Here is a 22,602-nt window from a genome sequence, read left to right on the forward strand (position 1 = left end):
ATTTTAGCCTCCAAATGAGTTACCCGGACAAAACTGGGTCTTGTTGACAACAGTATGGTAACCATTTCGATCCTTGTAGGTTCTGAAGTCGCAGGCGGGCGGGGTTTTCCGATTGGCCTTCGGCGGGATGACCGGCCTGGTCCGTTGGAGCAGCAACTCCTCGCGTAGAAAACCTTTGTCGGCAAGAAACCGCCTCGGTTTGCCAACCGGCATCGCCAGCAGGTCAGAGACAGCATTGTAGTCGGAAGCCTCTCCGCCTGTCAGGATTAAGCCGAGAGGGCATCCCTGATCGTCTGCGCGGGCGTGGGTTTTCGTCGAAAAGCCGCTGTTTGGTTTCATGGGCGCCAACAACCATCGCATTGGCGGCATCGATCATCGCGGTATTCAGGTCTTCGACCGCCGCGATCAGACTATCTACCCCATCAGAAAAAGTAGCGCTGAGGGTTTCGAGGCGCTGCCGTTGCTGCTCGCGCTGGTCGGCGGTGGCGGCTTGCTCGGCCTGATGGCGGGCATTGGTCTGCATCGATTCTTGGAAAATCGCCAAGGCCCGGGCCATGTGGCCAATTTCGTCGCGCCGGTCGGCATAGGGGATCGCTAGACTGAGGTCGCCCTTGCGCAGCCGCGTCATCGCTTCGGTCATTCCCACGATGGGGCTGGAAATGCGCCGGGCGATGAGCGTGTCAACCAGCAGAACGATAACAATGGCCGCGCTTGTGCGCAGAAGCATGGATTTAAGCGCGGCGATAGCCTCGGCCTGAAGGGCGTCGGTGCGGGCCTTGAAGGTCACAAAAGCGGCGTTTTGGGAATGGGCGAGGCCGACCAGTCGCTGAAGCAGTGGCGGGTCGAAGCGGCCTGCGGCAAACCCGCCCGACCCGGTAGCGCGTTCCTGCCCCGCCCATTCCTTGCCCTCGATGAAGGCCAGATAGGCCTGAATTTCAGCGGCCAAGTCACCGTGATCAGCTTTCCCCAGACCATAGACCTGATCGAGCGTTAGGCGGATGGTCTGCGTAAAATACGCAAAACTCTCTTGGGGTTTCAGCGTGAGCGTACTGATCTTGCGCCGGCTCTCGGTAAGACCGGCTAAGGCCTCCCGCATCGTCGACGCGCTCTCCCCCTTGGCCGCCCGGAGCCGGTCGGCTTAATCGATGACGGCGGCAAGGCGCGTGTCGGTGAGTGTGCGTTGGGTCTCGCGGTCCGGGCCGAACTGCTGCCCCTTGCTACCGAGATAGAGCGAGGAGGCGCCGCGCTCCTTCTGCAATTCGTGGATGATCGCCCCGGCAGCCGTGGCGAAGGAAACCTGTTCTTTCAGGTGCCGCATCTGGCCATTCACCGCAAGTTTATCGGTAATGGCCAGCCCGCTGACGATCAAGAAAGCGCCCGTCGGAATGGCGACCGCCAGATAAATGCGAAAGCTGAGCGCCCGAAGAATCCACATAGATCGGCCTGATCCGCAGGGGGTGTCGATATTTCCTGTATATTCGTTGCGGCTTATCGAAGGGTCAAGGTTGGGCTTTATTTAAGTAAAAATTTACGGAAATGCCGAAACCGTAGTTGTCTGACGGGTGGGAAACCCGAGAATAAGTATTACGGCGGCGGGGTGAGAAGATCGCAAAAAACTGATGCACTAGTCAGTTTCGCGATGCCGCCGATGCTCTAACGATCTCCAGACGATGCAAGGAGCAAAAATTGCTCTTTATCAATCGCTTTTGTGCGATGTGACAAAGATGTGACCCGGTTTTCGACATCAATGCAAAATTTGGATTGCTCCCCCAAGCCCATTCGATACTATGCATATAAAATGCAGCTTAAATGGAGGGGAGCATGAGCGTCTACGAACAAATTGGCGGGGCGGGTGCCGTTCGCGCGGCGGTGGATATTTTCTATGATCGGATTTTGCAGGATGCGACCCTGGCGCCGTTCTTTGAGGGCGTGAGCCTGGATCGCCAGCGCGCCAAGCAGGTGGCGTTTCTGACGATGGTGTTTGGCGGCCCGTCCGATTACGACGGCAAAGATTTGCGCGAGGGGCATAAGCATCTCGTGGCGCGGGGGCTGAACGAGGCGCATTTCAATGCCGTTGCCGGGCACCTCCAGGCAACCTTGGAGCAGTTGAAGGTTCCGGCTGAGTTGGTGAGCGCGATCATGACGACGGCGGCCTCCACGAAAGCCGATGTGCTGAATCAATAAACCGTGCGGCGGCGGAGGGCAGCCCTCCGCCGCCGCCTCGATTAGGCGTAGACCTTGCCGAAACGGTTGGCGAGGAAGGCGTCGAGTGCCACGTCTTCCTGGCGCACGAAGCCGGTTTGCGGCAAATGTCCGCCGTTCTTCAGGTCGATGACGGCGCAGGCCGCCGCCGCCGTGGTCAGCTCGATGGCGCTATAGTCGCGCCCTTCCCAGGTTTGCGCGCCGATCGAACGGGCGAAGCTGGTCTGCATCAGGCGCCCCTGCTGGAAGCCGGTGGCCGTGACAAAGACGACGACCACATCCTGCCGCGTCTGCGGGATGGCGCCTTCCAGAATCTCTTTCAGCAAGCCCCGACGGCTTTTGAGGTTCAGATCTTCAAGGATCAGGTGCATCGCCGCGCAATGGCCGGGGAACCGGATGGTTTTATAGGTCAGGGTTTCGACCTTGCCCTCATAGGTCTCGCACAGGCTGCCGACCCCGCCGGAGGTGGTGAAGGCTTCATAGTCGATCCCGTCGATGGCGAAATGCTCCAGCCCCTCCATCGGCGGCACAGCAACGCGCTGGCCGCCCATGATAACGTCGCAGGGGTTGAGGTATTCGTTGATCAGCCCTTCGGTGCTCCAGGTCAGGTTATAGCCCAAACCATTGGCGGGAAACTTCGGTAGGGCGCCCACACGCAGGCGCAGCTCGCGCAAGCTATCGAACTGACAGGCAAGATCATGGGCGGCGATGGAGATGACGCCGGGCGCCAAACCGCACTGCGGTACAAAGGCCGTGGTGGCGCCCTGGGCCAGATGGCGGACGCGGTTGGTGACGGCGACATCCTCCGTCACGTCATAATAATCAAGCCCGTGGGTGCGCGCGGCTTCGGCGATATGGACGTTGACGGCGAACGGTCCGGCGCCGACGACGGCCCCTTGGCCCTTCATCGCTTCGGCCAGGGCATGGGCATCGGTCGAATCGACCTGCCGCGTCGCAACGCCCGGCACATCGACGGCGGTGAGTGCGGCGGCGGAAATATCGCCGATCGTCACCTGATAGTCGCCGGTGCCTTGCAGCAGCGCTGCCATCGAGGTGCCGATGCGGCCCGCGCCGAGAATAAGAATTTTGTGCATGCCTGCCTCCTGTTCTGATGGCGGCAGTGTGCTGGCGGGGCGCGTCGGCGGACCACCCGGCGAAACGGCGAAAAAGCGAAAATGATCGGCGATTTGCCGGGTATGATCGACGAAATGCCGGGTATGCCGAAAAAGCCTGAGTCCGCCGCGCAAATCGCCCCTAAGCTAGCCCGCGCGTATGCTGCGGGTGAGCGGAATGCAGGTCTATCTGCCCATAGCCGAAATGTCGGTGAATATTCTGGTGCTGCTGGCCTTGGGCGGCGGCGTTGGTTTCATTTCCGGGCTGTTCGGCATCGGTGGCGGCTTTCTGATGACGCCGATCCTGATCTTTTTGGGGGTGCCGCCCGCGGTGGCCGTCGGCACCCAGGCCAATCAACTTGTCGGCGCCTCGCTGTCCGGCGTGCTCAGCCATTGGCAGCGCGGCGGCGTCGATACCCGCATGGGCGGGGTGATGCTGGGCGGCGGGGTCGTCGGGTCGGCGCTGGGCGTTTGGATTTTCGGGATCTTGCAGCGCTTGGGGCAGATTGATGCCGCGATCTCCATTCTCTACGTGCTGGTGCTCGGCTCGGTCGGCGGGTTGATGCTGGTGGAAAGCATCAAGGCCTATCGCGCCGCTAAGAACCCCGCCCCGGCGTTGCGGCGGCTGCATCAGCATTTGTGGATGCACGGGCTGCCGTGGAAACTGAAATTCCCGAAAAGCCGCCTCTATATCTCCGTCTTTGTGCCGCTCACCATCGGCTTTCTCGGCGGGGTGATCGTGGCGATCATGGGGGTGGGCGGCGGCTTCTTCATGATCCCGGCGATGGTCTATATCGTCGGCATGCCCGCCAGCGTGGTCGCCGGAACTTCGCTGTTCCAAATCATCTTCGTCACCGCGATTACGGCGCTGCTGCAAGCCGTCACCAACCAGACGGTTGATGTTTTCCTGGCGCTCATCCTACTGGTCGGCGGCATTATCGGTACGCAAATCGGCGTGCGTTTCGGCATGAACCTGCGGGGCGAACAGTCGCGCATGCTGATGTCGGCCCTCATTCTTGCGGTGGCGGTAAAGCTGTTCTTCGACCTGATCCTGACCCCCAGCGATCTCTATGGGCTAGAGGTGCTGCGGTGAGGCGCCTGCTGATCCTGCTGCTTCTCTGGCTGCCGACCGGCGCCCGCGCCCAAGCGGTGTTGGCGGATGTAACGCACCCGCTGGTCGCCATCACCACCGGCTTTTCGGGAACGGAAATCACCGTCTTCGGCATGGTGGACGAGTTTAACAGTGATGTGATTGTCATGCTGCGCGGCCCCGGCCAAACCCTTGGCCTGCGCCGCAAGGAACGCAATTTCGGTCTATGGTTGAATGGGGCGGAACAGCGCTTTACCCAGGTTCCGGGCTTCTATGGGCTGGCGGCCAGTAAGCCGGTGACGAGCCTCTTGTCGCTCGAAGACCTCAACCAGAACCGCATCGGCTTGACGGCCTTGCAGAATAGCCTTGAACCCGTTCGCGCGACCGATGCCCCGCGCGATCTCGATAGCGACCGGGCGGCAGTGATCGGCGAACTCGCCAAGCGCGGCTTGATCGTTCAGAAAAACGAGCCGATCCGCCTGCTGGGCGGGCGATTGTTCAAGGTCAGCTTCGCCCTGCCGTCGAATGTGCCGGTCGGCCCGTTTCAAGTGACGGTCTTCGCGGTCAAGGATCACCAGGTGATTGGCGCCTTGACGACGCCGCTGATCACCAGCCAGATCGGCCTTGCTGCTGATGTGCATGATTGGGCCTACTCACTGCCTTGGGCCTATGCGGTCGCCTCGCTCGGTCTTGCCGTGCTGATGGGCGGCCTTGGCTTCTGGGCGTTCCGTAACCGCTGATCAAGGGGGGCTTTATGCCGCGCGAGCATCGGATTTTCCTTGTCGTCGTTGACGATAGCCCGGAACTCAACACCGCCCTGCATTTCGCCTGCCTGCGCGCCCGCCATACTGGGGGGCATGTGGCCTTGCTCTATGTGATGGAGCCGGTGGTCGGCCAGCAGTGGCTTTCGATCGAACATCTGATCCGCGCCGAAAAGCGCGAGCAGGCCGAACAGGTGTTGCAGCGCTTAGGCGGCGAGGCGCTCGACTGGTCCGGGCGGATTCCGGCGCTCTATATTCGTGAGGGCGACCGGCGGGAGGAGCTGCTGCGGCTGATCGAGGAGGATCAGTCGATCTCCATCCTCGTTCTCGGCGCGGGGACGGGATCGGAAGGGCCGGGGCCTTTGGTGTCCCACGTCGCGGGCCGGGTTGCCGGGCGCCTGCGCGTGCCGATTACGATTGTGCCGGGGGCGCTGACCGACGCGCAATTAGCGCTTTTGGCCTAACCCCGCCGCCGGGGCGGGCGGATCAGTTCCGACAGTTCCGGCGTAAACACCCGTTTGGCGGGCTCGCTCTCTGCGCCCAGCCCCGCCACCAGCCGTCGATTGGCGGGGCTATCGGGGATAACGATGCCGCCCGGTTGGATTTCCACCGGAACGCCGCGCGCCCCGAGGTGCCACGCCAAACGGGCGGTGACGGCGGCTTCGGCATTGCTGACCAGTAGCACCCGTTCCGGCACCATCCGCACGAGATAATGGGTGCCCGTTTCGGTGACCAGCGCGTCGCCGTCGCCGAGCAATTGATCGCGCGGTACCGTCACCACCAGGGTATCGGCGCCCAGTTTCAGCCGCTGGCGCCCGTGCCGCTGCTTATGGGTAACGGACACCACGCCCGCCGCCGCCGCCAGCGCCCAGGTGCCGCTCAATTTGATCTGCTGGATCGGAACAAGTGCCATGCGGGCAGAGTATGAATCCGCGCTTTTTCCTGCAAGCCCCTTGCCCCGCCTCGCCGGGTGCGGCACCTATGTCGCACAGGAATTGCGGATGAAAATGATGGCCGATCACCATTCCCCGCCGGGGCGCTATAATCTTCTTCTCGTCTGGATCTTAGGATCGGCGCTCTGGGTCGCGCTGATGCTGATCTATACCGCCTATACGCGCCCGGCGCCCAGCTTTGCCGTCATGGGGCCGTTGACGGTGGGCGTGCCGCTGGCGGCTTTAATTTGCGGCCTTGCCGCCCGATATGTGACCCGACACCGCCGTTAACCAAGCGAGACTTTCGATGCTGCAACTTCCCGTCACCATTCTTACCGGCTTTTTGGGCGCGGGTAAGACTACGCTGCTGAACCGGATTCTGACCGAACCGCACGGCAAGAAATATGCTGTAGTGATCAATGAGTTCGCCGAACTGGGGATCGACGATCAATTGGTTGTCCAGTCCGACGAAGAAGTGTTCGAGATGAACAACGGCTGCATTTGCTGCACCGTGCGCGGCGATTTGATCCGCATTATCGGCGGGCTAACGCGGCGCGGGCGGGAGTTTGACGGCATCATCGTCGAAACCACCGGCATGGCCGACCCGGCCCCGGTCGCGCAGACCTTCTTCGTCGATGCCGAGGTGAAGGAGGCCGCGAAGCTCGACGCCATCGTGACCGTGGTCGATGCCAAGCATTTCTTTGATCACGTCGATGATGGGCACGAGGTGGTGGAGCAGATCGCCTTTGCCGATGTGCTGCTGCTGAACAAGGTCGATCTCGTGTCGCCGGAGGATTTGGCGAAGGTCGAGGCGCGTATCCGCAAGATCAACGCCTTCGCGCCGCTGCATCATACCAAGAACAGCGAAATCGACCTGAAGCTGATCCTCAATCGCGGCGCTTTCGACCTCAATCGCATTCTGGAACAGGAACCGCATTTCCTGGAGCATCACCACCATCATCACGAGGATGATGTGGTGTCGGTCGGCATCACCACCGAAAAACCCATCGACCCCGATAAATTCGAAGCCTGGATCGGCACACTGCTGCGCCTGAAGGGCCAGGATATTTTCCGTTCCAAGGGGATTCTGAACGTCGCCGGGTCCAACCGCCGCTTTGTCTTCCAGGGCGTTCACATGCAGATGAACCATTCCTGGGGCAACCCGTGGCGGGGGCGCGATACGCGCGATAGCCGCATCGTCTTCATCGGGCGCGACCTTGACGCCGACGCCCTGCGCGAAGGGTTCCTGAACTGCGCGCAAGGGGTGACAGTGTGACGAGTTCGGCGGCGATCCTCGATTTCTGGTTCGGCCCTGCGGAGCCGCAGGCTTTTCGCGCCGAATGGTTCGAAAAGAACCCGGAGTTCGATCAGGAAATCGCCCGCCGGTTTCAAATCGAGATCGGCCAGGCGCTGACGGGCGGCTTGGCCGCCTGGGAGGATGCCCCCCGCTCGGCCCTGGCGCTGATCCTGTTGCTCGACCAGTTCCCGCGCAATGCGTACCGCAACACCCCGCGCGCCTTTTCCGGCGATCCACGCGGGCAGCAGGTGGCGTTGCTGGGGCTGGAGCGCGGCTATGATCGCAAGCTGACACCGCTGGAGCGGTTCTTTTTCTACCTACCGTTCGAACATGCTGAAGATCTTGGCTTGCAAGAAAAATGCGTAGAATTGATGCTCGGTCTTGAGACCGAATCCTCGCAGATCGCGGCCGCCAAGGCTGCGGACTATGCCGAAAAACACCGGGCCATTATCGCCCGCTTCGGCCGTTTCCCGCACCGGAACGATATTCTGGGGCGGGAGAGCACGCTGGAAGAAATTGAGTTTCTACAAGAACCGGGATCGTCCTTCTGATGCAAAACGCCTCGCGCACCAATTGGAAATTCGATGGCTATCTGACCCGCGCTACGGTGGCCTGGGACTGCACGGAAGGCGCTTTCGGTCAGGCAAACGGCAAGCTGCGCCGCATTCCCTTCGCCACGGTCGATCAGCAGGTATCGAGCGAAACCCAGGTGCATAAGGGCGGGTTGACGGCCCTGGTCGCGCATCCTGAGGGCGGTTACGTTAGTGGTGGGGAAGATGGGCGGATTATGCGCATTCCCACCGAGGGCGAGCCGGTGGAATGGGCCAAGCACCCCCATCAATGGATCGAGGTGATGGCCGCGTTCCCGGACGGGCGCATCGCCTATGCGCTGGGCAAGCAGGTTATCCTGCTCGATGCCTCCGGTACGGAAACCGCGCGCTTGGGGCCGCACGACAGCACCGTGATGGATATCGCCGTGCATGGCGATAAGCTGGTTGCCTGCCATTATAACGGCGCGACGCTTTGGGCGCTCGACGGGTCGGCGGAGCCGCGCAAGCTGGTGTGGAAAGGCTCGCATCTCGCCGTCGCCATCAACCCGGAAGGCACCATCGTCGCCACCTCTACTCAGGAAGGCGATGTCCACGGCTGGCGGCTGGATGAAAAGCGCGAGATGCGCATGTCCGGCTATCAGAGCAAGGTGAAATCCCTGGCCTTTTCCGCCGATGGGCAGTGGCTCTGCACCTCCGGCGCTGACGTGATGGTGGCGTGGCCGTTCGACGGGCCAGGGCCGGAAGGCCGGGCGCCCTTGGAACTGGTGGAAATCCGCAACGTCATGGTCACGCGCGTTGCCGCCCATCCCATTAGCCATTTCGTCGCCTGCGGGTTCGAAGATGGCACGCTCGCCATGGTCGATCTCAAGACCCAGGCGGGCGGCAAGGTGCAGGTCACGAAGCGCGGCCCGGTGACCTGCCTTGCCTGGGCGCGCAACGGCAATCATTTGATCGCCGGGGCCGACGATGGCCGGGCGATCGTCTTCTCCGTGCCAGGACCGCAAGCATGAGCCTGCTTCCCGTTACCCTCCTCACCGGCTTTCTCGGGTCGGGGAAAACGACGCTGCTCAACCGGCTGCTGCGCGATCCGGCGTTGAAGAATACGCTGGTGCTGATCAATGAGTTCGGCGAAATCGGCCTCGACCATCATTTGATCGAAAAAATCGAGGAAGAGGCGGGGCAGCAGCGGGTGCTGATGGCCTCCGGCTGCCTGTGCTGCACGATCCAGTCCGACCTGTCGAAAACCCTGCGCCAGATGGCCATCGACCGGGTGCGCGGCACGGTGCCGGAGTTCGAGCGCGTGGTGATCGAAACCACCGGTCTTGCTGATCCGGCGCCGATCCTGCACACGCTGATGCAAGATCCGCTGGTGGCGGCCCATTACCGGCTCGACGGCGTGGTGACCACCGTGGATGCCGTGGTCGGCGATCAAACCCTGACCGCCCAGCCGGAAGCACTGAAACAGGCCGCCGTTGCCGACCGTCTCGTGCTGACCAAGCAGGATATTGCCGATCCAGCGGCGGTTGCCGCGCTGAAAGCCCGGCTGCACGCCCTCAATCCCGCAGCGCCGATCCTGCCAGCCGATGTTTCGGCGGCAGAGCTTTTGGAAAGCGGTCTGTGGAACCCCGCGACCAAAAGCCTCGACGTGCGCCGCTGGCTGCAGGCGGAAGCCTATGAGGATCATGGGCACGATCATCATCATGACCATGATCATGGGCATGACCACGGGCATCATCATCACCACCATGACATCAACCGCCATGACGACCGCATCGCCGCCCATTGCCTAACATTGGACGCGCCCGTGCCGTGGGAAGCGGTGACCCTCTGGCTGCAATCCCTGACCGCCTATCGCGGCGAGGATATTCTGCGCTTGAAGGCGATCCTCAACGTTCGGGGGCAGGAGACGCCCCTGGTGCTCCACGGCGTCCAACACCTGCTGCATCCGCCGGTGCCGCTCCCCGCTTGGCCGGACGACGACCGCCGCAGCCGCATCGTGCTGATCACGCGCGATATTGGACGGGAGTTGCTGGAAAAATCGCTGAAGCAATTGACCGAGGTGGTGGGCTAGGGGGCGCATGATTCCAGATCAGAGAGGCCTGCATCATGAGCGCTGCGGTTGCCCGTATTCTTGACGACCTTCGCACCCGGGGCGGCCTTCAGGGTAAGGATATTGCCAATATCGTCGATGTTTCGACGGCGACTGTCTCCCGTTGGTCGCATGGGACTGGTACGCCCAATCTGCACACGCAAACGGTGATCGCCGATCTCCGGTATGTGGTCGAGCGGCTGTCGGATTTTTATACTGCCGACGAAGCCCGCCTGTGGTTACACGCAAGGCACCCGATGCTGAACGGCGAGCGGGCGATTGATCTGATCACTGCGGATCGGACCGAGGAGGTGTTAAGCGTCATCGAACGGTTAGAGGCGGGGGCCTACGTCTGACCATCCCATGACGAACCGTAAGGCGCGCGATCTCGACCTTCTTGATGCCCTGGATGCTCAACCCGGCGTCGCCTTCGAGGGGGATGCCTGGCGCATCGTCCGGGAAGGGCGGGATGGTCTCGAAGGGGCCTCCGCCCGTGGCCGTTGGGATCCCGGCCACTTCGATGTGCTCTACACGTCCTTGGCCTCTTTTTAGATCGGCTTAGCCCAGGTGATCTAGACGTCCAAACCTCGGAGCCGGTGGATTGGACGGCTTGGCGGTCGGCGGCATCCCCCTAACCCCGCCGCGCCAGCACTAGCGCTGCTAGGATCACGGCGCCGCCGAGCGCCTGATCGAGGCCGGGGGTTTCGCCATAGACCGCCCAGCCGCTCAGCATCGCTACCACCGGCCCCGCCAGCAGCATCAGACTACCGGAGGCGGCGGGCAGGCGGGCGAGGGTGATGAGGGTCAGGCCCTGGCCCATCGTCTGCGAAATCAGCCCGAGGCCGAGGACGGCGGCCCAACCGCTCGCGCTGTGCGGGAAGGTCACGCCGCCCCGGAAGGCGGCCAGCACCAGCGCGGCGGCGACCGAGCCAAAGCTGGTCCACAGGATCACCGTCCAATCACTCACCGCCCCCGCCAACCGCCGCGTGAGCAGCAGATAGAGCGTGTAAAACAGGCAGGCGATGAGGGCGAGGCCGTCGCCCCAAGCGATCGTCCCGGCCTTATGGGGAAAGCCGGTCATAATGGCGGCGCCCAGCAGGGCAACGGCCAGGGCGATCAGCGCGCGGCGGGCAGGCTTTTCCCCGAACAGCGCCCAGGCCCCCAGGGCGACCAGCAGCGGCGAGAGATTCGCGAGAAAGGTCGCATTGGCAATCGCCGTGTGCATCAGGGCGAAGTGATAGGTGGTGAGGTCGGCGGCAAAGGCGATGCCCGCCCCCAGCAGGAGGCTGGCGGCCTTCACCCCCGGCTTCAGGCCAACTTTCCCGCGCGGCAAGAATAGGGCAATCCCCACCCAGGCCAGCAGCGAGAGCGATAGGCGCCAGAAAGCGCTATCCGCCGGGCCGACATCGACCTGCCGCACCATCAGCGGCCCAACGCCGATGGCGACCTGGGCGAGCATCAGAAGAAGAAAACACTGCGTCCGGCTCATGCCGCCTCGCGTTGTCATCGATAGGGTTAGGCTGGGGCTGGTCATCGTGCGTTTCCCCCAAGGAAAGGTCTAGCCACAGCATGCGGGCGCGTCTAGCATAGATCAAAGCAATAGAATGGATAATTTCATCAGGTTTTGTGATGCGACCGACCCTCGATATCGATTTGCTGCGCTGCTTCGTCGCCACCGTCGATCACGCTAGTCTCACGCTGGCGGGGGACAAGCTTGGGCGCAGCCAGCCTGCTGTGACGGCGCAGATCAAACGGCTGGAAGAGATGCTGGGGCGGCGGTTGTTAACGCGCGGGCGCAATGGTGCCCATCCGACCGAAGACGGTGTGCGTTTGCTCGGCCATGCGCGCCGGTTGCTGCGCGACCATGATGCGGCGGTCGATGATCTGCTTGCCATCGGCGCGGAAGGCTTGATCCGCTTCGGCGTGCCCGACGATTACGAAGGCCCGTTCGTCACCCCGTTGGTGGCGGAATTTACCCGCGCTCAGCCGCGCGTGGCGCTGGAAGTGCATTGTGCCTGCAGTCAGGTTTTGCGCGCGCGGCTCGCCGTCGATCAGCTCGATCTTGTGCTGTGTACCCGCCTGCCCGGCGCGGCGGAGGGGCAGTTGATCCGACGCGAACCCTTGCAATGGGTAGGGGCGGCGGATCATCGGTTGGAAGACCGGCGCCCGCTGCCGCTCGCCCTTTTCACCGAAGATTGCGCCTTCCGCCCCCATGCCTTCGAAGCCTTGGACCGCGCGGGCATTCCTTGGCGGATCGCCTATACCGGCTCCAGCTTTGCAGGCATCCTCTCGGCGGTCAGTGCCGGTCTGGCCGTGACGGTACTGGCGCGCGGCACCATCCCGTCCGGCTTCCGGCTGCTGGGGGAGGCAGAGGGGCTACCGCCCTTGCCAGAAACCGACATCGCCCTTTATCAGCGCGATAATCTCAGCCCCGCCGCCCGGCTGTTCGCCCGCCATGTCATCGGTGGCCTGGGGGTAGAGGCGGCCCAGGCTTAGCAGGACCAATCCAGCCGTTGGCCAATCATGGCTTCGACCCGATCCGTCAACCCGGCAAAGCGCTCGGTGAGGAAAGCGTCGCAGGCCGGGTCGTAGGGCGCATAGGCGGGCGCCCGGTTCGCGTCGGGGATCGTGTCGCCGAACCCGTTGGGGGAAATGTCCAGAAACGCGGCGAGTTTTTCCCGCGTCGCCTGCGGCTGATTTTTCACCTCTGCAAGGCTCAGAAAGAGAAACTGATCGCGGGGAAATAAGCTGAGATAGCGATCAATCTGAAGGTCGAACAAGGACGACCGAACATACATGAAATTATAAAAATAATGTCGGCAGGTCTGGAAGAATGCGGGCGAGGCGAAGCGATCATCTTCCGCGAACAGCGCGTCGGCAAAACTCTCCGAAAGTTCTATGGGCTGCCCGTCGGCGTGCTGGGCGCGGCGCATGTGCTGATAGAGCGAATAGGCCCGCCGCTTGGGATCGCGCAAAATCACGATAAACCTCGCCTGCGGAAACAGGCCCTTTAAAATCGGCGGCGTCTCGGGGTTGGAAAAATACACATGGGATGCATCGACCCGATAGCGCGTATCAGCATGAAAAAGCGAAAAATAAGTAATCGGGTCCGCGATCACCTGGAAATAACTGCAAAAGAAACTCGGCTCTTTGGGGGTGCAGGCATGAATATCCGGGTGACACCCGAGCAAGTGATGCAGGGAGGTTGTGCCACATTTGCCCGCGCCGAGCAGAAACAGGTTGGGGTACATGGTCGGGCGCGCCTAAGTTGAGGGCAAGGAGGAGGCAGCGTAAGCCCGTTCCCGCCCGGTGTCATCGGTTGGCGCGGATTGGTCCGGCATCGCCTGGGTTGCCGCTTCCGCCTTCAGCCAAGTGCGGAATGGGTCCAGGCCCGCCGCCGCGTGCCGCCGGGTTTTCAGGCGATACTCGAAGCCGCTGCGCGTAAAGCCCAGCGGGGCAACCAGCCGCCCGCTCCCGATATCGGTGGCGACAAGATGCCAAGGCGCAAGACAGAGGCCCAGGCCCGCCCCAGCAGCTTCCAGCGTGAAATAATAATGCTCGTACCACGCCCCCGCCGGGGGGGCGGGCGTCCACCCGGTCCAGGCGTCGGGCCGGGTTTTTGTGTGCAGCAGGGGAACCTGGGTTAGGTCTTCGGTGCCGGTGATGGTAGCGCAGAGGGCAGGGGTGCCGACCGGCCCCAGCCATTCGGGGAAGAGCCGCTCCTCCCCCGTCGCCAACGGCCCTTCCGGCACGATGGTGATCACGGCATCGAAGCGGTCGCGTTCGGGCTCGACCGGCCCTTCTGCCGCGCGCAGTCGCACGTCGATGCCGGGGAACTGCGCGGTAAAACGATAGAGGCGCGGGATCAACCAGCGCATCAGAAACGTGCTGAGGCAGGAAACATCCAGCACAGCGGCCTGTACCGCGCGGGCGGCTTGGGTTGCGGCTTCGATCCCATCGAAAGCATCGGCGAGCCGGGGGGCAAGGGTGCGGCCCGCCTCGGTCAACCGGGGTTTGCTTTTCGGCCCCTCGAACAGCGGGACGCCCAGAACCTCTTCCAGCAACCGCACCTGACGGCTGACCGCACCGGGGGTGACGTGCAGTTCCTCGGCGGCAGCGGTCATGCGACCGTGGCGGGCAGCGGCTTCGAAGGCGCGCAGGGCGGTGAGGGGCGGCAGGTCGCGTTTCATATGTGAGATTTAAGCATAATCATTTGCCGAAAGGATCGTTTTCTTTCCCTGCGTCTGGCGGCGCAGGATGGCGCAGTTTTTGACGATTGGGAGAGAAGTGATGCCTTTTATTCGTACCGCCGTTAAAGCCGGAACCAGCGCCGATCTCAAAAAAAAGATCGTCATGGGGATTCATCAAGCCCTGATTGATGCCATCGGCATGCCTGCGGACGAGCTGTTCAATCTGGTCAGCGACTACGCCGAGGCCGATTACTTTTACGACCGTAACTTCAACGGCATCGCCCGATCCGACGCGGCTGTTGTCGTCGAAATCACCCTGCGGCGCGGGCGCAGCGATGCGATGAAGCGCGACCTTTACGCCCGTATCGCCGCCAATCTTCAGCGCGACGCGGGCGTGTCCCCCAAGGATGTCTTCATCTTCTGTCACGAGAATGATTATTCCGACTGGTCGGTCGGCAATGGCGTTTTCGCGATGGCCCTACAGCAGCAGCGCGGGGGGGATTAGCCCCCGCTAACCCACGCCCGTCCGACTGCGGTAGGCAAGGGCTTCGGCGATATCGAGGCGGCTGACCTGCCCGCGCCCTGCGAGATCGGCCAGCGTGCGGGCAACGCGCAGAACGCGGTGATAGCCGCGGGCTGACAGGCGCAGCCGGTCGGCGGCCTCCGTCAGCAGGCTCTGTCCGGCGGCGTCCGGGCGGGCGATGGCGGTCAGCAGGTCGCCATCGGCCTCGGCATTGGTGGCGATACTCATGCCGGTGAAACGCTGCGCCTGCACCGCGCGGGCGGTGGCGACGCGGGCGGCCACGACGGCGCTATCCTCTTTCGCGGGTGGTCCGGCGAGGTCTTGCGCAGAAACGGCGGCAACCTCCACATGCAGATCGATACGGTCGAGCAGCGGGCCAGAGATTTTGGCCTGATAGTCCACAGCGCAACGTGGGGCCTTGCCGCAGGTGCGCGCCGGATCGGTCAGAAAACCGCAGCGGCAGGGGTTCATCGCTGCCACCAACTGTACCCGCGCTGGATAGGTCACATGGGCATTGGCGCGCGCGACGGTCACACGCCCCGTTTCCAGCGGCTGACGCAGGGATTCCAGCGTTGCCCGGGCAAATTCCGGCAGTTCGTCGAGGAACAATACGCCGTGATGTGCCAGGCTGATTTCCCCCGGACGGGCGCGATGCCCGCCGCCGACGAGCGATGCGAGCGAGGCCGAATGATGCGGGTCACGGAATGGGCGCTGGCGCGTCAACTTGCCGTCCGCGAGCTGCCCGGCGACCGATTGGATCATCGCGACGCTCAGGGCCTCGCGCGGCGACAGCGGCGGCAACAGGCCCGGCAGGCGCTGCGCTAGCATGGATTTACCCGATCCAGGCGGCCCGACCATCAGCAGATTATGCCCGCCCGCCGCTGCAATCTCTAAGGCACGCTTGGCGCTTTCTTGGCCTTTGACATCGATCAGATCGAGCGGGCGGCGCGGGTCTTCCGCTAATTCGGCGCGCGGGCGCGGCAACAGTGCCGTGCCCTTCATATGGTTGATCAGGTCCATCAGGCTGGCGGGCGCCAGCACCGGCAGATCGGGGCTGGCCCAGGCGGCTTCCCCGCCACAGGGCGCCGGGCAGAGGATGCCAAGATCACGCTCCACCGCCCCGAACGCAGCAGCGAGCACGCCGGAGACGGGGGCGAGTGTGCCGTCCAGCCCCAATTCCCCCAGCATTAGAAAGGCGGCTACCTCGTCGGCGGGCAGAATGCCCATCGTCACCAGCAGGGCAACGGCGATGGGCAGGTCGAAATGGCTGCCCTCCTTCAACACGTCGGCGGGGGCGAGGTTCACCGTGATGCGTTTGGCGGGGAGAGCCAAGCCGAGGGCGGCGAGGGCGGAGCGCACCCGTTCCCGGCTTTCCGCCACCGCCTTATCGGGCAGGCCAACGATGGTGAAGGCGACCAAACCGCCCGTCATCGCCACCTGCACATCCACGTCGATCACTTCGATGCCGGAGAAAGCGACGGTTTTAACGCGGGCAATCGGCGAAACGGACATCGGCCCTGCATCTTAAAGGGGAGCGTGCTGAACGATACTGCACGCGCCGCTGCCTGTCATGGGCGATTCCAAATTCTAATTGATAAAATGATCATTCTAGTTATTAATCTCGCCAGAGGAGGCGAGACAATGGCCCGTTACCGGAACCCTGAGATTTATGCCGCCCAGCAGACCAGCATTCTAAGGGCCGCCGAACGGTGTATCCGTCGCTACGGTTTCGAGGGAACGGCTATCGCCGCCCTGTGTGCCGAAGCGGGGATCAGCGCTGGACGTCTCTACCACTACTTCCCATCGAAGGCCGCCATCATCGCGGCCTTGATCGCCGAGGCTCAGGCAGAGGCGCTTGCATCACTCGATCCGCTCGCGACGGCGGCGATAACGCCCGCCGCCCTAATAGCGGCAGTCGAAGCGGCCGCCTTAGGGGTTGCCGACCCCGACTATGCCGCCGTCGCGCTCGAAATCGCGGCTTCCGCCGCCCGCGACGCAACGATTGCGGCGGCTCTCGCCGCCCATGAACGGGCGGTCGCGGCGGCATGGCAAGCAGCGATTGAGCGCGGGCAATCAGGCGGCCTCTTTCCCGCGCATCTCCCGGCAGATGCTCTGGCAGAAGCCATTGCGCTGGTGCTCGATGGTATCCTGGGATGCCGTATTTCCAAGCCCGACTTAACCGATGCCGCCATTCGCCAGCGGGTCCGTTTTGTCCTAACCCCACTGTTGGAGCACGCCGCCCGATGATCCGTCGCGATTATGCCGATGCGCTGCGCGGTTTTGCCTTGATCGGCATTTGCATTGTCAATGTGCCGTTTATGGCCTGGGGGTTGCTGCCATTCCCCGAGCCTGCGTCCTTCTGGGACAGCGTGGCGCGCGCGCTGACTGTCGGGGCGTTCGAGGCGAAATTCTTTATCCTCTTCTCCTTCCTTTTTGGCTTCGGTCTGGCGTTGCAAGCGCGCGCTGAAGCGGCGGGGACGCTGCCAACGGGCGCCTATCCGCGCCGTCTCTGGGGGTTGCTAATTCTCGGAATAGCCCACGGGAGTCTGCTCTTTCCGGGGGATATTCTGACCGGCTATGCCCTTCTCGGGGCGATTGTCTGGCGGCTTCGCGCTGCGTCGGAGGCGGTCTTGCGGCGTACCGCTTTCATGGGATGGTTGTTCGCCCTGCCCGCCTTTGGGGTGCTTGATTGGTTGAGCCAGACCGGCGGGGTACCGACCCCCGAAGACGCGGCCACCCTTCTTGCGGCGTATCGGGGCGGATGGGGCGACATTCTGACCCAGCGCGTTGCCGATTGGGGATTGGTCGCCCTCCTGGTTCTTCCGCTCTACAATGGGCCGATGGCCCTCGCCGCTTTTGCTCTGGGGGTCATTGCCGGGCGGAAAAATCTTCTGGCTGACCCGTCCAGTGTCCAAGATTTCTGTCGGCGATACGGCGCGGTGGTGTGGGGCGGTGCCGTTGTTGGAAACGGTATTGCCGTCGCCGGGCTTTTGCTTGGTGCCGACCGCCTGCCGATTTCATTACCAGCCCTCGCCCTTGGCGGCCCATGCTTAGCCCTCCTCTATGCGGGGGGACTAGCGCGGTTGTCCGGCACTTGGGTTTATCGCCGTCTGGCAAAAGCCGGGCAGGTATCGCTTAGCCTCTATCTCGGCCAGTCACTCGCAGTGAATGGGGTGATCCACGGTTTCGATCTGTTTGCCCGCCTAAGTCCAGCGGTCTGTCTCATTTTAGCGGTCGCCGTGGCGACCGGGTTAATCCTGCTCGCCGGGCCGTGGCTCAGCGCCTTTCGGTACGGCCCTGCCGAGTGGCTGCTGCGCTGCTGGACTTACCGCGCATGGCTTCCGTTCCGGCGATAGGTTATGCCCGGTCGCGCTCGATATCCGGTAGCAGCACCGTCAGCAGCCCCATCGCAGGCAGGAAGGCGCAGACCTGGAAGACGGTCGTAATGCTGGTCCAATCGGCCAAGACGCCCAAGGCTGCCGCCCCGATCCCGGCGATACCGAAGGCAAAGCCAAAGAATAGGCCCGACACCATGCCGACGCGGCCCGGAATTAAATCCTGGGCATAGGCGATGATCGCAGAAAAAGCCGAAGCTAGGACGAGGCCGATGAGGATGCTCAGGCCGATGGTCACTTCCAAGGGGGCATAGGGCAGGGCCAGGGTGAACGGCAGCACCCCTAGGATGGACCCCCAGATGACCTTGCGCCGCCCGATACGGTCTCCCACCGGCCCGCCGATCATCGTGCCGGCGGCCACGGCGGCGAAGAACAGAAACTGGCAGATTTGCGCCGTTTGGGCGGGGAGGCCGAAGCGGTCGATTAGGTAGAAATTGTAATAGCCGGTGAAAGCCGCCGTATAGAAATATTTCGACAGCAGCAGCGCCATTAGCACGAGCACCGCCCCCGTCACCCGGGCGCGCGATAGGGTGAGTGCCCGTTCGGCGGCTTCGGTCCGGCGCTGGCGGCGTAAGGTCTCGCCATGACGCTGATACCAGCGCCCGAGGCCGGTCAGCAGCAAGATCCCAACGAATGCGCCGCCCGCCAGCAGGCTCAACTGGCGCTGACCATAAGGCAGGATCAGGAAGGCCGCGACCAGCGGCCCGAGGGCAGAGCCAAGATTGCCGCCGACTTGGAACAGCGACTGCGCAAAACCATGCCGCCCGCCCGACGCGAGCCGCGCGAGGCGCGAGGCTTCGGGGTGAAAGATAGACGAGCCCATCCCCAGCACTGCGGCGCCGATTAGCAGCACCGTATAGCTGGGGGCAAGGCCGAGGATCATCATGCCCGTGCAGGAAAACCCCATCCCGACCGGCAGCGAATAGGGCTTGGGGTTTTTATCGGTGAACCAGCCGATGGCGGGCTGAAAAATACAGGCGGTCATTTGATAGACCAAGGTCAGCAGGCCCAATTGCGAAAACGACAGCAGAAATTCGCTTTTCAGCACCGGGAAACTGGCTTGCAGCAGCGCTTGCGTCACATCATTGATGAAATGCGCCACGCTAACGACTGCCAAGACCGGCATTAGCGTCGGCACCGTCTGCGGGCTGGCGGAAATCTGGGTCATTCTCGGTCCTTCCGTCGCGGGAACCTCTCTGCTACGCCAGTCTTGCCGTGCCCGCCACTCCCGGCAGGCCGATTTCTTACGCGATTGGGCCAGGATGGTTAGAAACACCTCGATTACCCCGATCATCGACACGCCGCGCCCAATCGTTGCCCTGGGGAACGATTACCCGGATGGGCATCTCATTCCGCCCCATACGCACGCCCGCGGCCAAGTGCTCTATGGGTTTTCTGGTGTGGTGATGGTGACCACGCCGACCGGCACCCTGGTGATGCCGCCGCAGCGCGGCCTGTGGATTCCGGCGGGGGAGGTCCATAGCGTGCGGATGGTGGGGGCGGTGCGCATGCGCAGCGTCTATATCGACCCCGCCGCCATCCCCGATATGCCGGGGGCCTGTCAGGTCTTGGCGATTTCGCCGTTGCTGCGCCATCTGTTGGCGGCCGCCGTGGATATTCCGTTGGATTATGACCTGGCGGGCCGCGACGGCGCCTTGGTGGCGCTGCTATTGCACGAACTGCCGCGCATGGCGTCTTTGCCGCTGGCCTTACCCTTCCCGGCCCATGCCGGGCTGGCCGCCCGCTGCCAAGCGTTTCTGGCGGAACCCGATTCGCAGGAAACCATCGATGGATGGGCGGCGGCCCTGCACATGAGCCGCCGCGCCTTTACCCGCCTGTTTCGGCAAGAAACCGGTTTGAGTTTCGTTGAATGGCGGCAACAGGCCTGCCTTTTGGCCGCCTTACCGAGGCTGGTGAGCGGGGAGCCGGTCACGACGGTCGCGCTCGACCTCGGGTACCGCAACCCCGCTTCTTTTACGACGATGTTCCGCCGCAGCTTCGGTTTTCCGCCGCGGGAATTGGGGCTGATGGGGGGTTAGGCCCGCATCATCCGCCGGGCAGCTTCGGCGAGGAAGCCCGACCGGGTATGGCCGCTATCGGCCGCCGCCGCGTCGATTTCCGCCAAAAGGTTTTTATCGACGGTGATATTTACGCGCACCGCCGGGGCCTTTGGCGGGCGGGCGGTTACGAGCATCAGGACCGCCTGCGCCGGGGCGCTGGAGAGATGGGCGGCCAGCGCCTGCGGCGACGGGGCGGCAATCCCATCCTGGGTGAAGCCTTCGAGATGCAGGGTCAAGGCCGCTTCGGCCTGAGCCAGCGCCTCTTCCTCCGTCTCGCCGATGGCAAGGCAGCCGGGCAGGTCGGGAAAGCTCACAACCAGGGCATCGCCCGGTTCGGCGGGACGGTGCAACCACGCAGGATAACGGGCCATGACTTAAGCTTCCTTCGTCGGCAAACCGCAGTAAACCAGCAGACCATCTGCCACCGAGGGCGGCAGCGTTGCCTTTCCGAGCGGTAGCGTCACGCGGCGCCCGCTGCCCGCATGCCGCCATTGCCCGAACCCATCGCGGCGGGTGACTTCGACCCACCCTGCCGCCTCTAGGCTTTTCACCAGCTTACGCAGTTTTGCCATGACATCCTCAATAGGTGAGAACGGGACCGAAATTCGCTGGAATGGCCTGATCGAAACTCCGTCCCATCTGATCGACGAGATCGTTGACAAGCTCCGCCCAAACGGCGCGGCGTTCGTCGTAGGTTGCGCGTTCTTTGACCGTGCGGCTCGCGTCCTGACGGACGGCGATCTGGCGGTCGCGGAAACCGGTCGCATTGCGGATTTCGAGATCGGCTTCCAAAATAGCGTCGTAGCGGAAGGCGGGATCGTCGGCGACGAGGCCGCGAATGCCGCCCGGGGTGGCCAAGGCCACTTCGATGATGCTAGCGCGGCGGATGATGAAGCGGGCAGTGACGCCCGGCGTTTGCGCCCCCTTGGCGATCAGCTTTTGCCGCGCCCAAACTTCTGCCGCCTGGGTCGGCGTCGGCGATAGAGCATGATCGATATTCGGCGCGGCGCGGGGCGCGACATAGGCCACCTCGACCTCCAGCCGGTCAACCAGCAGGTTCCAGACTTGCCCCTGCGGCAGGGTTGGTGCGGGCATTGGCTTTGCCGGATCGGCGCAGCCTGCAAGGCTGCCAAGGGTGGCAGCAGCAAGCAAAAGACCCCCGCCCTGAACGAGCATGCGACGGCGTGTGACGATGGGAGTAATCACAGTTTCCTTCGACCTTTGGCAAAATATCCGCACCCGCCTGAGGCCAGAGTGCCAGGGCGATGAAAGCGGCTCAAGCGCAATAGAATGACGGATTTTTGACAGTCCGTCGACGCGGTTGTGCTGTTAGGCCGGATCGGGCAAGGGTAGCGGTGGGACGGGAACCAGCCGGGACGGGCCGAGCAGCAGCCATCCGTCCTGCACGGTGACCGGAACAGACAGGCTAGGTTGGCCGGTTTGTGGATCGGTCGTTGCAACCGCCGATAGCAGCAGCCGGGCGAGACGTCCATCCCGTTCTGTAACAAGACCAACGGCGATCAGTCGGTCGATCCCCTCGACGAAGCCGCGGACTTTGGCCGTGCCCGCCGCCAGCGGTCGCATCAAACGGTCGAGCGTCAGCGTCCCTTCGCCCTCCAGCGCGAAGCCGCCCAGGGCGAGCGATAGAGGGCGTATTTCCACCGTACCGCCTGCGTCGCGCCAGTCGGCAAAGGCCGATCCGGTCACCGCAGCCGGGGCATCGCCCATCACGGTCAGCCCGACCGAGGCCGTCAGCGGTTCGGCCAAGAGGGGCGTGACCTGCGGCGCCGTAAAACGCTCGAGCATCAGGCTGCCTTGGACCGTCGCGACCAGATGATCACGCCCGCGCGCGCCCAAATCCTGAAGATCGAGCGCGAGGCGTTCGGCCCGCAGAATAATAGGATGCGGGGTTTCCAGCGTCAGCAGCGGTTGGGCGAGCGTTACGGTCAGCCGCCCACCGGCGCGGGGACCGGTCAGGCGGATTTCCCCATCCTCCAATCGCAACCGCCCGGTCAGGGGACCGTGGGGGGTGGCGAGTTTCAGGGTCGAGTCTTGCGGTAGGCCCACGCTGGTGCTGTTGGGGCGCAGCGGGCTCCAGGTCAAGGTCACCCGGTCGCCGCGCCAGGCGAGATCGCCGCGCGGGCCGGGGCGCAGGATCTGCACCTCGGTTAGTTCGGTTTCGACCGCTAAGGGAAAACCGCCCGTATCGCCGACGCGATAGGCGATCTGCCAGCCTTGGGCGCGTAAGGCATCGGCTTCGGCAGCCAGCGTATCGAGCACGCGGCCCCGCGCCATCCCCCAGAACAGCGCCATCCCCGCCGCCAGCAGCAGGAGAAGGGCAAGGGCGATAACACCCGGGCGGCGCAGCAACGGTCGTAAGGTCATGCGTCCCCGCAGGAC

Annotated in this window: 29 protein-coding genes and 1 pseudogene; 16 read left to right on the forward strand and 14 right to left on the reverse strand. The window is 63.3% G+C overall.

The features are described from left to right. Nucleotides 1-3 precede the first annotated feature (3 nt). The 3 genes and pseudogenes from CHR90_RS19945 to CHR90_RS19700 form a co-directional block, all read right to left on the reverse strand. Nucleotides 4-339, reverse strand: a complete 336-nt coding sequence (locus tag CHR90_RS19945) for a transposase (protein WP_212668681.1) — start codon at nt 337-339, stop codon at nt 4-6. Continuing rightward, complete coding sequence (locus CHR90_RS19695; RefSeq protein ID WP_267890188.1) at nt 224-727, reverse strand: HAMP domain-containing protein; 504 nt, start codon at nt 725-727, stop codon at nt 224-226. The genes CHR90_RS19945 and CHR90_RS19695 overlap by 116 nt, the downstream gene beginning before the upstream one ends. Nucleotides 728-751: 24 nt before the next feature. After that, a pseudogene (locus tag CHR90_RS19700) lies at nt 752-1,435 on the reverse strand (nitrate- and nitrite sensing domain-containing protein); the annotation flags it as partial. Between the two features lie 386 nt (nt 1,436-1,821). Here CHR90_RS19700 and CHR90_RS12275 point away from each other — a divergent pair. Next, nucleotides 1,822-2,184, forward strand: coding sequence for a group I truncated hemoglobin (locus CHR90_RS12275; RefSeq protein WP_212668682.1), 363 nt, complete (start codon nt 1,822-1,824; stop codon nt 2,182-2,184). Nucleotides 2,185-2,225: 41 nt separating this feature from the next. Here CHR90_RS12275 and CHR90_RS12280 read toward each other — a convergent pair whose 3' ends face one another. Beyond that, on the reverse strand, nt 2,226-3,296 hold the full coding sequence (locus CHR90_RS12280) for a saccharopine dehydrogenase family protein (RefSeq protein ID WP_094409786.1): 1,071 nt from the start codon (nt 3,294-3,296) through the stop codon (nt 2,226-2,228). A 196-nt stretch (nt 3,297-3,492) separates the two neighbouring features. Here CHR90_RS12280 and CHR90_RS12285 point away from each other — a divergent pair, with 196 nt between their 5' ends. From CHR90_RS12285 to CHR90_RS12295, 3 genes are read left to right on the forward strand one after another with little or no spacing between them, the layout of a single operon-like run. Beyond that, a complete protein-coding gene (locus tag CHR90_RS12285; protein ID WP_094409787.1) occupies nt 3,493-4,407 on the forward strand; it encodes a sulfite exporter TauE/SafE family protein in 915 nt (304 codons plus the stop codon). Further along, entirely contained in the window at nt 4,404-5,144 is a 741-nt protein-coding gene (locus tag CHR90_RS12290; protein WP_094409317.1) for a TIGR02186 family protein, read from the forward strand. Before CHR90_RS12285 ends, CHR90_RS12290 begins: the two co-directional genes overlap by 4 nt. A 14-nt stretch (nt 5,145-5,158) precedes the next feature. Then, on the forward strand, nt 5,159-5,629 hold the full coding sequence (locus CHR90_RS12295) for a universal stress protein (protein WP_094409318.1): 471 nt from the start codon (nt 5,159-5,161) through the stop codon (nt 5,627-5,629). Here CHR90_RS12295 and CHR90_RS12300 read toward each other — a convergent pair. Beyond that, on the reverse strand, nt 5,626-6,078 hold the full coding sequence (locus tag CHR90_RS12300; RefSeq protein WP_094409319.1) for an urease accessory protein UreE: 453 nt from the start codon (nt 6,076-6,078) through the stop codon (nt 5,626-5,628). The genes CHR90_RS12295 and CHR90_RS12300 overlap by 4 nt on opposite strands. Before the next feature lie 88 nt (nt 6,079-6,166). On the opposite strand from CHR90_RS12300, the gene CHR90_RS12305 reads away from it, so the two are divergent. The 7 genes from CHR90_RS12305 to CHR90_RS12335 are packed head-to-tail and all read left to right on the forward strand — an operon-like array spanning nt 6,167 to nt 10,586. Then, complete coding sequence (locus CHR90_RS12305; RefSeq protein WP_141210949.1) at nt 6,167-6,388, forward strand: hypothetical protein; 222 nt, start codon at nt 6,167-6,169, stop codon at nt 6,386-6,388. 16 nt (nt 6,389-6,404) lie between these two features. Next, nucleotides 6,405-7,373 (forward strand): CobW family GTP-binding protein, encoded by a 969-nt coding sequence (locus tag CHR90_RS12310; RefSeq protein ID WP_094409321.1) that lies wholly within the window; start codon nt 6,405-6,407, stop codon nt 7,371-7,373. Then, nucleotides 7,370-7,945 carry a DUF924 family protein gene (locus tag CHR90_RS12315; RefSeq protein WP_094409322.1) on the forward strand — a complete coding sequence of 192 codons (576 nt, stop codon included), beginning with the start codon at nt 7,370-7,372 and terminating at the stop codon, nt 7,943-7,945. The genes CHR90_RS12310 and CHR90_RS12315 overlap by 4 nt, the downstream gene beginning before the upstream one ends. Continuing rightward, nucleotides 7,945-8,955: a WD40 repeat domain-containing protein gene (locus CHR90_RS12320; RefSeq protein WP_094409323.1), complete on the forward strand. Its 1,011-nt coding sequence runs from the start codon at nt 7,945-7,947 to the stop codon at nt 8,953-8,955. The genes CHR90_RS12315 and CHR90_RS12320 overlap by 1 nt, the downstream gene beginning before the upstream one ends. Further along, nucleotides 8,952-10,016: a CobW family GTP-binding protein gene (locus tag CHR90_RS12325; RefSeq protein ID WP_094409324.1), complete on the forward strand. Its 1,065-nt coding sequence runs from the start codon at nt 8,952-8,954 to the stop codon at nt 10,014-10,016. Before CHR90_RS12320 ends, CHR90_RS12325 begins: the two co-directional genes overlap by 4 nt. Before the next feature lie 35 nt (nt 10,017-10,051). After that, nucleotides 10,052-10,390 (forward strand): antitoxin Xre/MbcA/ParS toxin-binding domain-containing protein, encoded by a 339-nt coding sequence (locus tag CHR90_RS12330; protein WP_094409325.1) that lies wholly within the window; start codon nt 10,052-10,054, stop codon nt 10,388-10,390. 7 nt (nt 10,391-10,397) lie between these two features. After that, nucleotides 10,398-10,586, forward strand: a complete 189-nt coding sequence (locus CHR90_RS12335; RefSeq protein ID WP_188775369.1) for a hypothetical protein — start codon at nt 10,398-10,400, stop codon at nt 10,584-10,586. Between the two features lie 79 nt (nt 10,587-10,665). Here CHR90_RS12335 and CHR90_RS12340 read toward each other — a convergent pair whose 3' ends face one another. After that, nucleotides 10,666-11,568 carry a DMT family transporter gene (locus CHR90_RS12340; RefSeq protein ID WP_094409326.1) on the reverse strand — a complete coding sequence of 301 codons (903 nt, stop codon included), beginning with the start codon at nt 11,566-11,568 and terminating at the stop codon, nt 10,666-10,668. Nucleotides 11,569-11,663: 95 nt separating this feature from the next. Here CHR90_RS12340 and CHR90_RS12345 point away from each other — a divergent pair, with 95 nt between their 5' ends. After that, nucleotides 11,664-12,530 (forward strand): LysR substrate-binding domain-containing protein, encoded by an 867-nt coding sequence (locus CHR90_RS12345; RefSeq protein ID WP_094409327.1) that lies wholly within the window; start codon nt 11,664-11,666, stop codon nt 12,528-12,530. Here the strand turns inward: CHR90_RS12345 and CHR90_RS12350 are convergent. Further along, nucleotides 12,527-13,285, reverse strand: coding sequence for a sulfotransferase domain-containing protein (locus CHR90_RS12350; RefSeq protein ID WP_094409328.1), 759 nt, complete (start codon nt 13,283-13,285; stop codon nt 12,527-12,529). The two genes, CHR90_RS12345 and CHR90_RS12350, sit on opposite strands and share 4 nt — an antisense overlap. 12 nt (nt 13,286-13,297) lie before the next feature. Continuing rightward, nucleotides 13,298-14,224 (reverse strand): LysR family transcriptional regulator, encoded by a 927-nt coding sequence (locus CHR90_RS12355; RefSeq protein ID WP_094409329.1) that lies wholly within the window; start codon nt 14,222-14,224, stop codon nt 13,298-13,300. A gap of 100 nt (nt 14,225-14,324) precedes the next feature. On the opposite strand from CHR90_RS12355, the gene CHR90_RS12360 reads away from it, so the two are divergent. After that, nucleotides 14,325-14,729, forward strand: coding sequence for a tautomerase family protein (locus tag CHR90_RS12360; RefSeq protein WP_094409330.1), 405 nt, complete (start codon nt 14,325-14,327; stop codon nt 14,727-14,729). Between the two features lie 6 nt (nt 14,730-14,735). Here CHR90_RS12360 and CHR90_RS12365 read toward each other — a convergent pair whose 3' ends face one another. Then, a complete protein-coding gene (locus CHR90_RS12365; RefSeq protein WP_094409331.1) occupies nt 14,736-16,259 on the reverse strand; it encodes a YifB family Mg chelatase-like AAA ATPase in 1,524 nt (507 codons plus the stop codon). Between the two features lie 129 nt (nt 16,260-16,388). Here CHR90_RS12365 and CHR90_RS12370 point away from each other — a divergent pair, with 129 nt between their 5' ends. Continuing rightward, entirely contained in the window at nt 16,389-16,994 is a 606-nt protein-coding gene (locus CHR90_RS12370) for a helix-turn-helix domain-containing protein (RefSeq protein ID WP_170941394.1), read from the forward strand. Further along, nucleotides 16,991-18,103: a DUF418 domain-containing protein gene (locus CHR90_RS12375; RefSeq protein WP_170941395.1), complete on the forward strand. Its 1,113-nt coding sequence runs from the start codon at nt 16,991-16,993 to the stop codon at nt 18,101-18,103. The genes CHR90_RS12370 and CHR90_RS12375 overlap by 4 nt, the downstream gene beginning before the upstream one ends. A 1-nt stretch (nt 18,104) precedes the next feature. On the opposite strand, the gene CHR90_RS12380 is transcribed toward CHR90_RS12375, so the two are convergent. Next, on the reverse strand, nt 18,105-19,310 hold the full coding sequence (locus CHR90_RS12380) for an MFS transporter (protein WP_094409333.1): 1,206 nt from the start codon (nt 19,308-19,310) through the stop codon (nt 18,105-18,107). Nucleotides 19,311-19,404: 94 nt separating this feature from the next. Here CHR90_RS12380 and CHR90_RS12385 point away from each other — a divergent pair, with 94 nt between their 5' ends. Then, nucleotides 19,405-20,181 carry an AraC family transcriptional regulator gene (locus CHR90_RS12385; RefSeq protein ID WP_094409334.1) on the forward strand — a complete coding sequence of 259 codons (777 nt, stop codon included), beginning with the start codon at nt 19,405-19,407 and terminating at the stop codon, nt 20,179-20,181. Here CHR90_RS12385 and CHR90_RS12390 read toward each other — a convergent pair. From CHR90_RS12390 to CHR90_RS12405, 4 genes are all read right to left on the reverse strand, one after another. Further along, nucleotides 20,178-20,573, reverse strand: a complete 396-nt coding sequence (locus tag CHR90_RS12390) for a type II toxin-antitoxin system HicB family antitoxin (RefSeq protein WP_094409335.1) — start codon at nt 20,571-20,573, stop codon at nt 20,178-20,180. The two genes, CHR90_RS12385 and CHR90_RS12390, sit on opposite strands and share 4 nt — an antisense overlap. Nucleotides 20,574-20,576: 3 nt before the next feature. Next, on the reverse strand, nt 20,577-20,774 hold the full coding sequence (locus CHR90_RS12395; protein WP_094409336.1) for a type II toxin-antitoxin system HicA family toxin: 198 nt from the start codon (nt 20,772-20,774) through the stop codon (nt 20,577-20,579). 7 nt (nt 20,775-20,781) lie between these two features. After that, complete coding sequence (locus tag CHR90_RS12400) at nt 20,782-21,408, reverse strand: hypothetical protein (protein ID WP_141210950.1); 627 nt, start codon at nt 21,406-21,408, stop codon at nt 20,782-20,784. 123 nt (nt 21,409-21,531) lie between these two features. Beyond that, complete coding sequence (locus tag CHR90_RS12405; RefSeq protein ID WP_170941396.1) at nt 21,532-22,587, reverse strand: DUF2125 domain-containing protein; 1,056 nt, start codon at nt 22,585-22,587, stop codon at nt 21,532-21,534. Nucleotides 22,588-22,602: the final 15 nt, after the last annotated feature.

The organism is Elstera cyanobacteriorum (genome assembly GCF_002251735.1).
Classification (GTDB): domain Bacteria; phylum Pseudomonadota; class Alphaproteobacteria; order Elsterales; family Elsteraceae; genus Elstera; species Elstera cyanobacteriorum.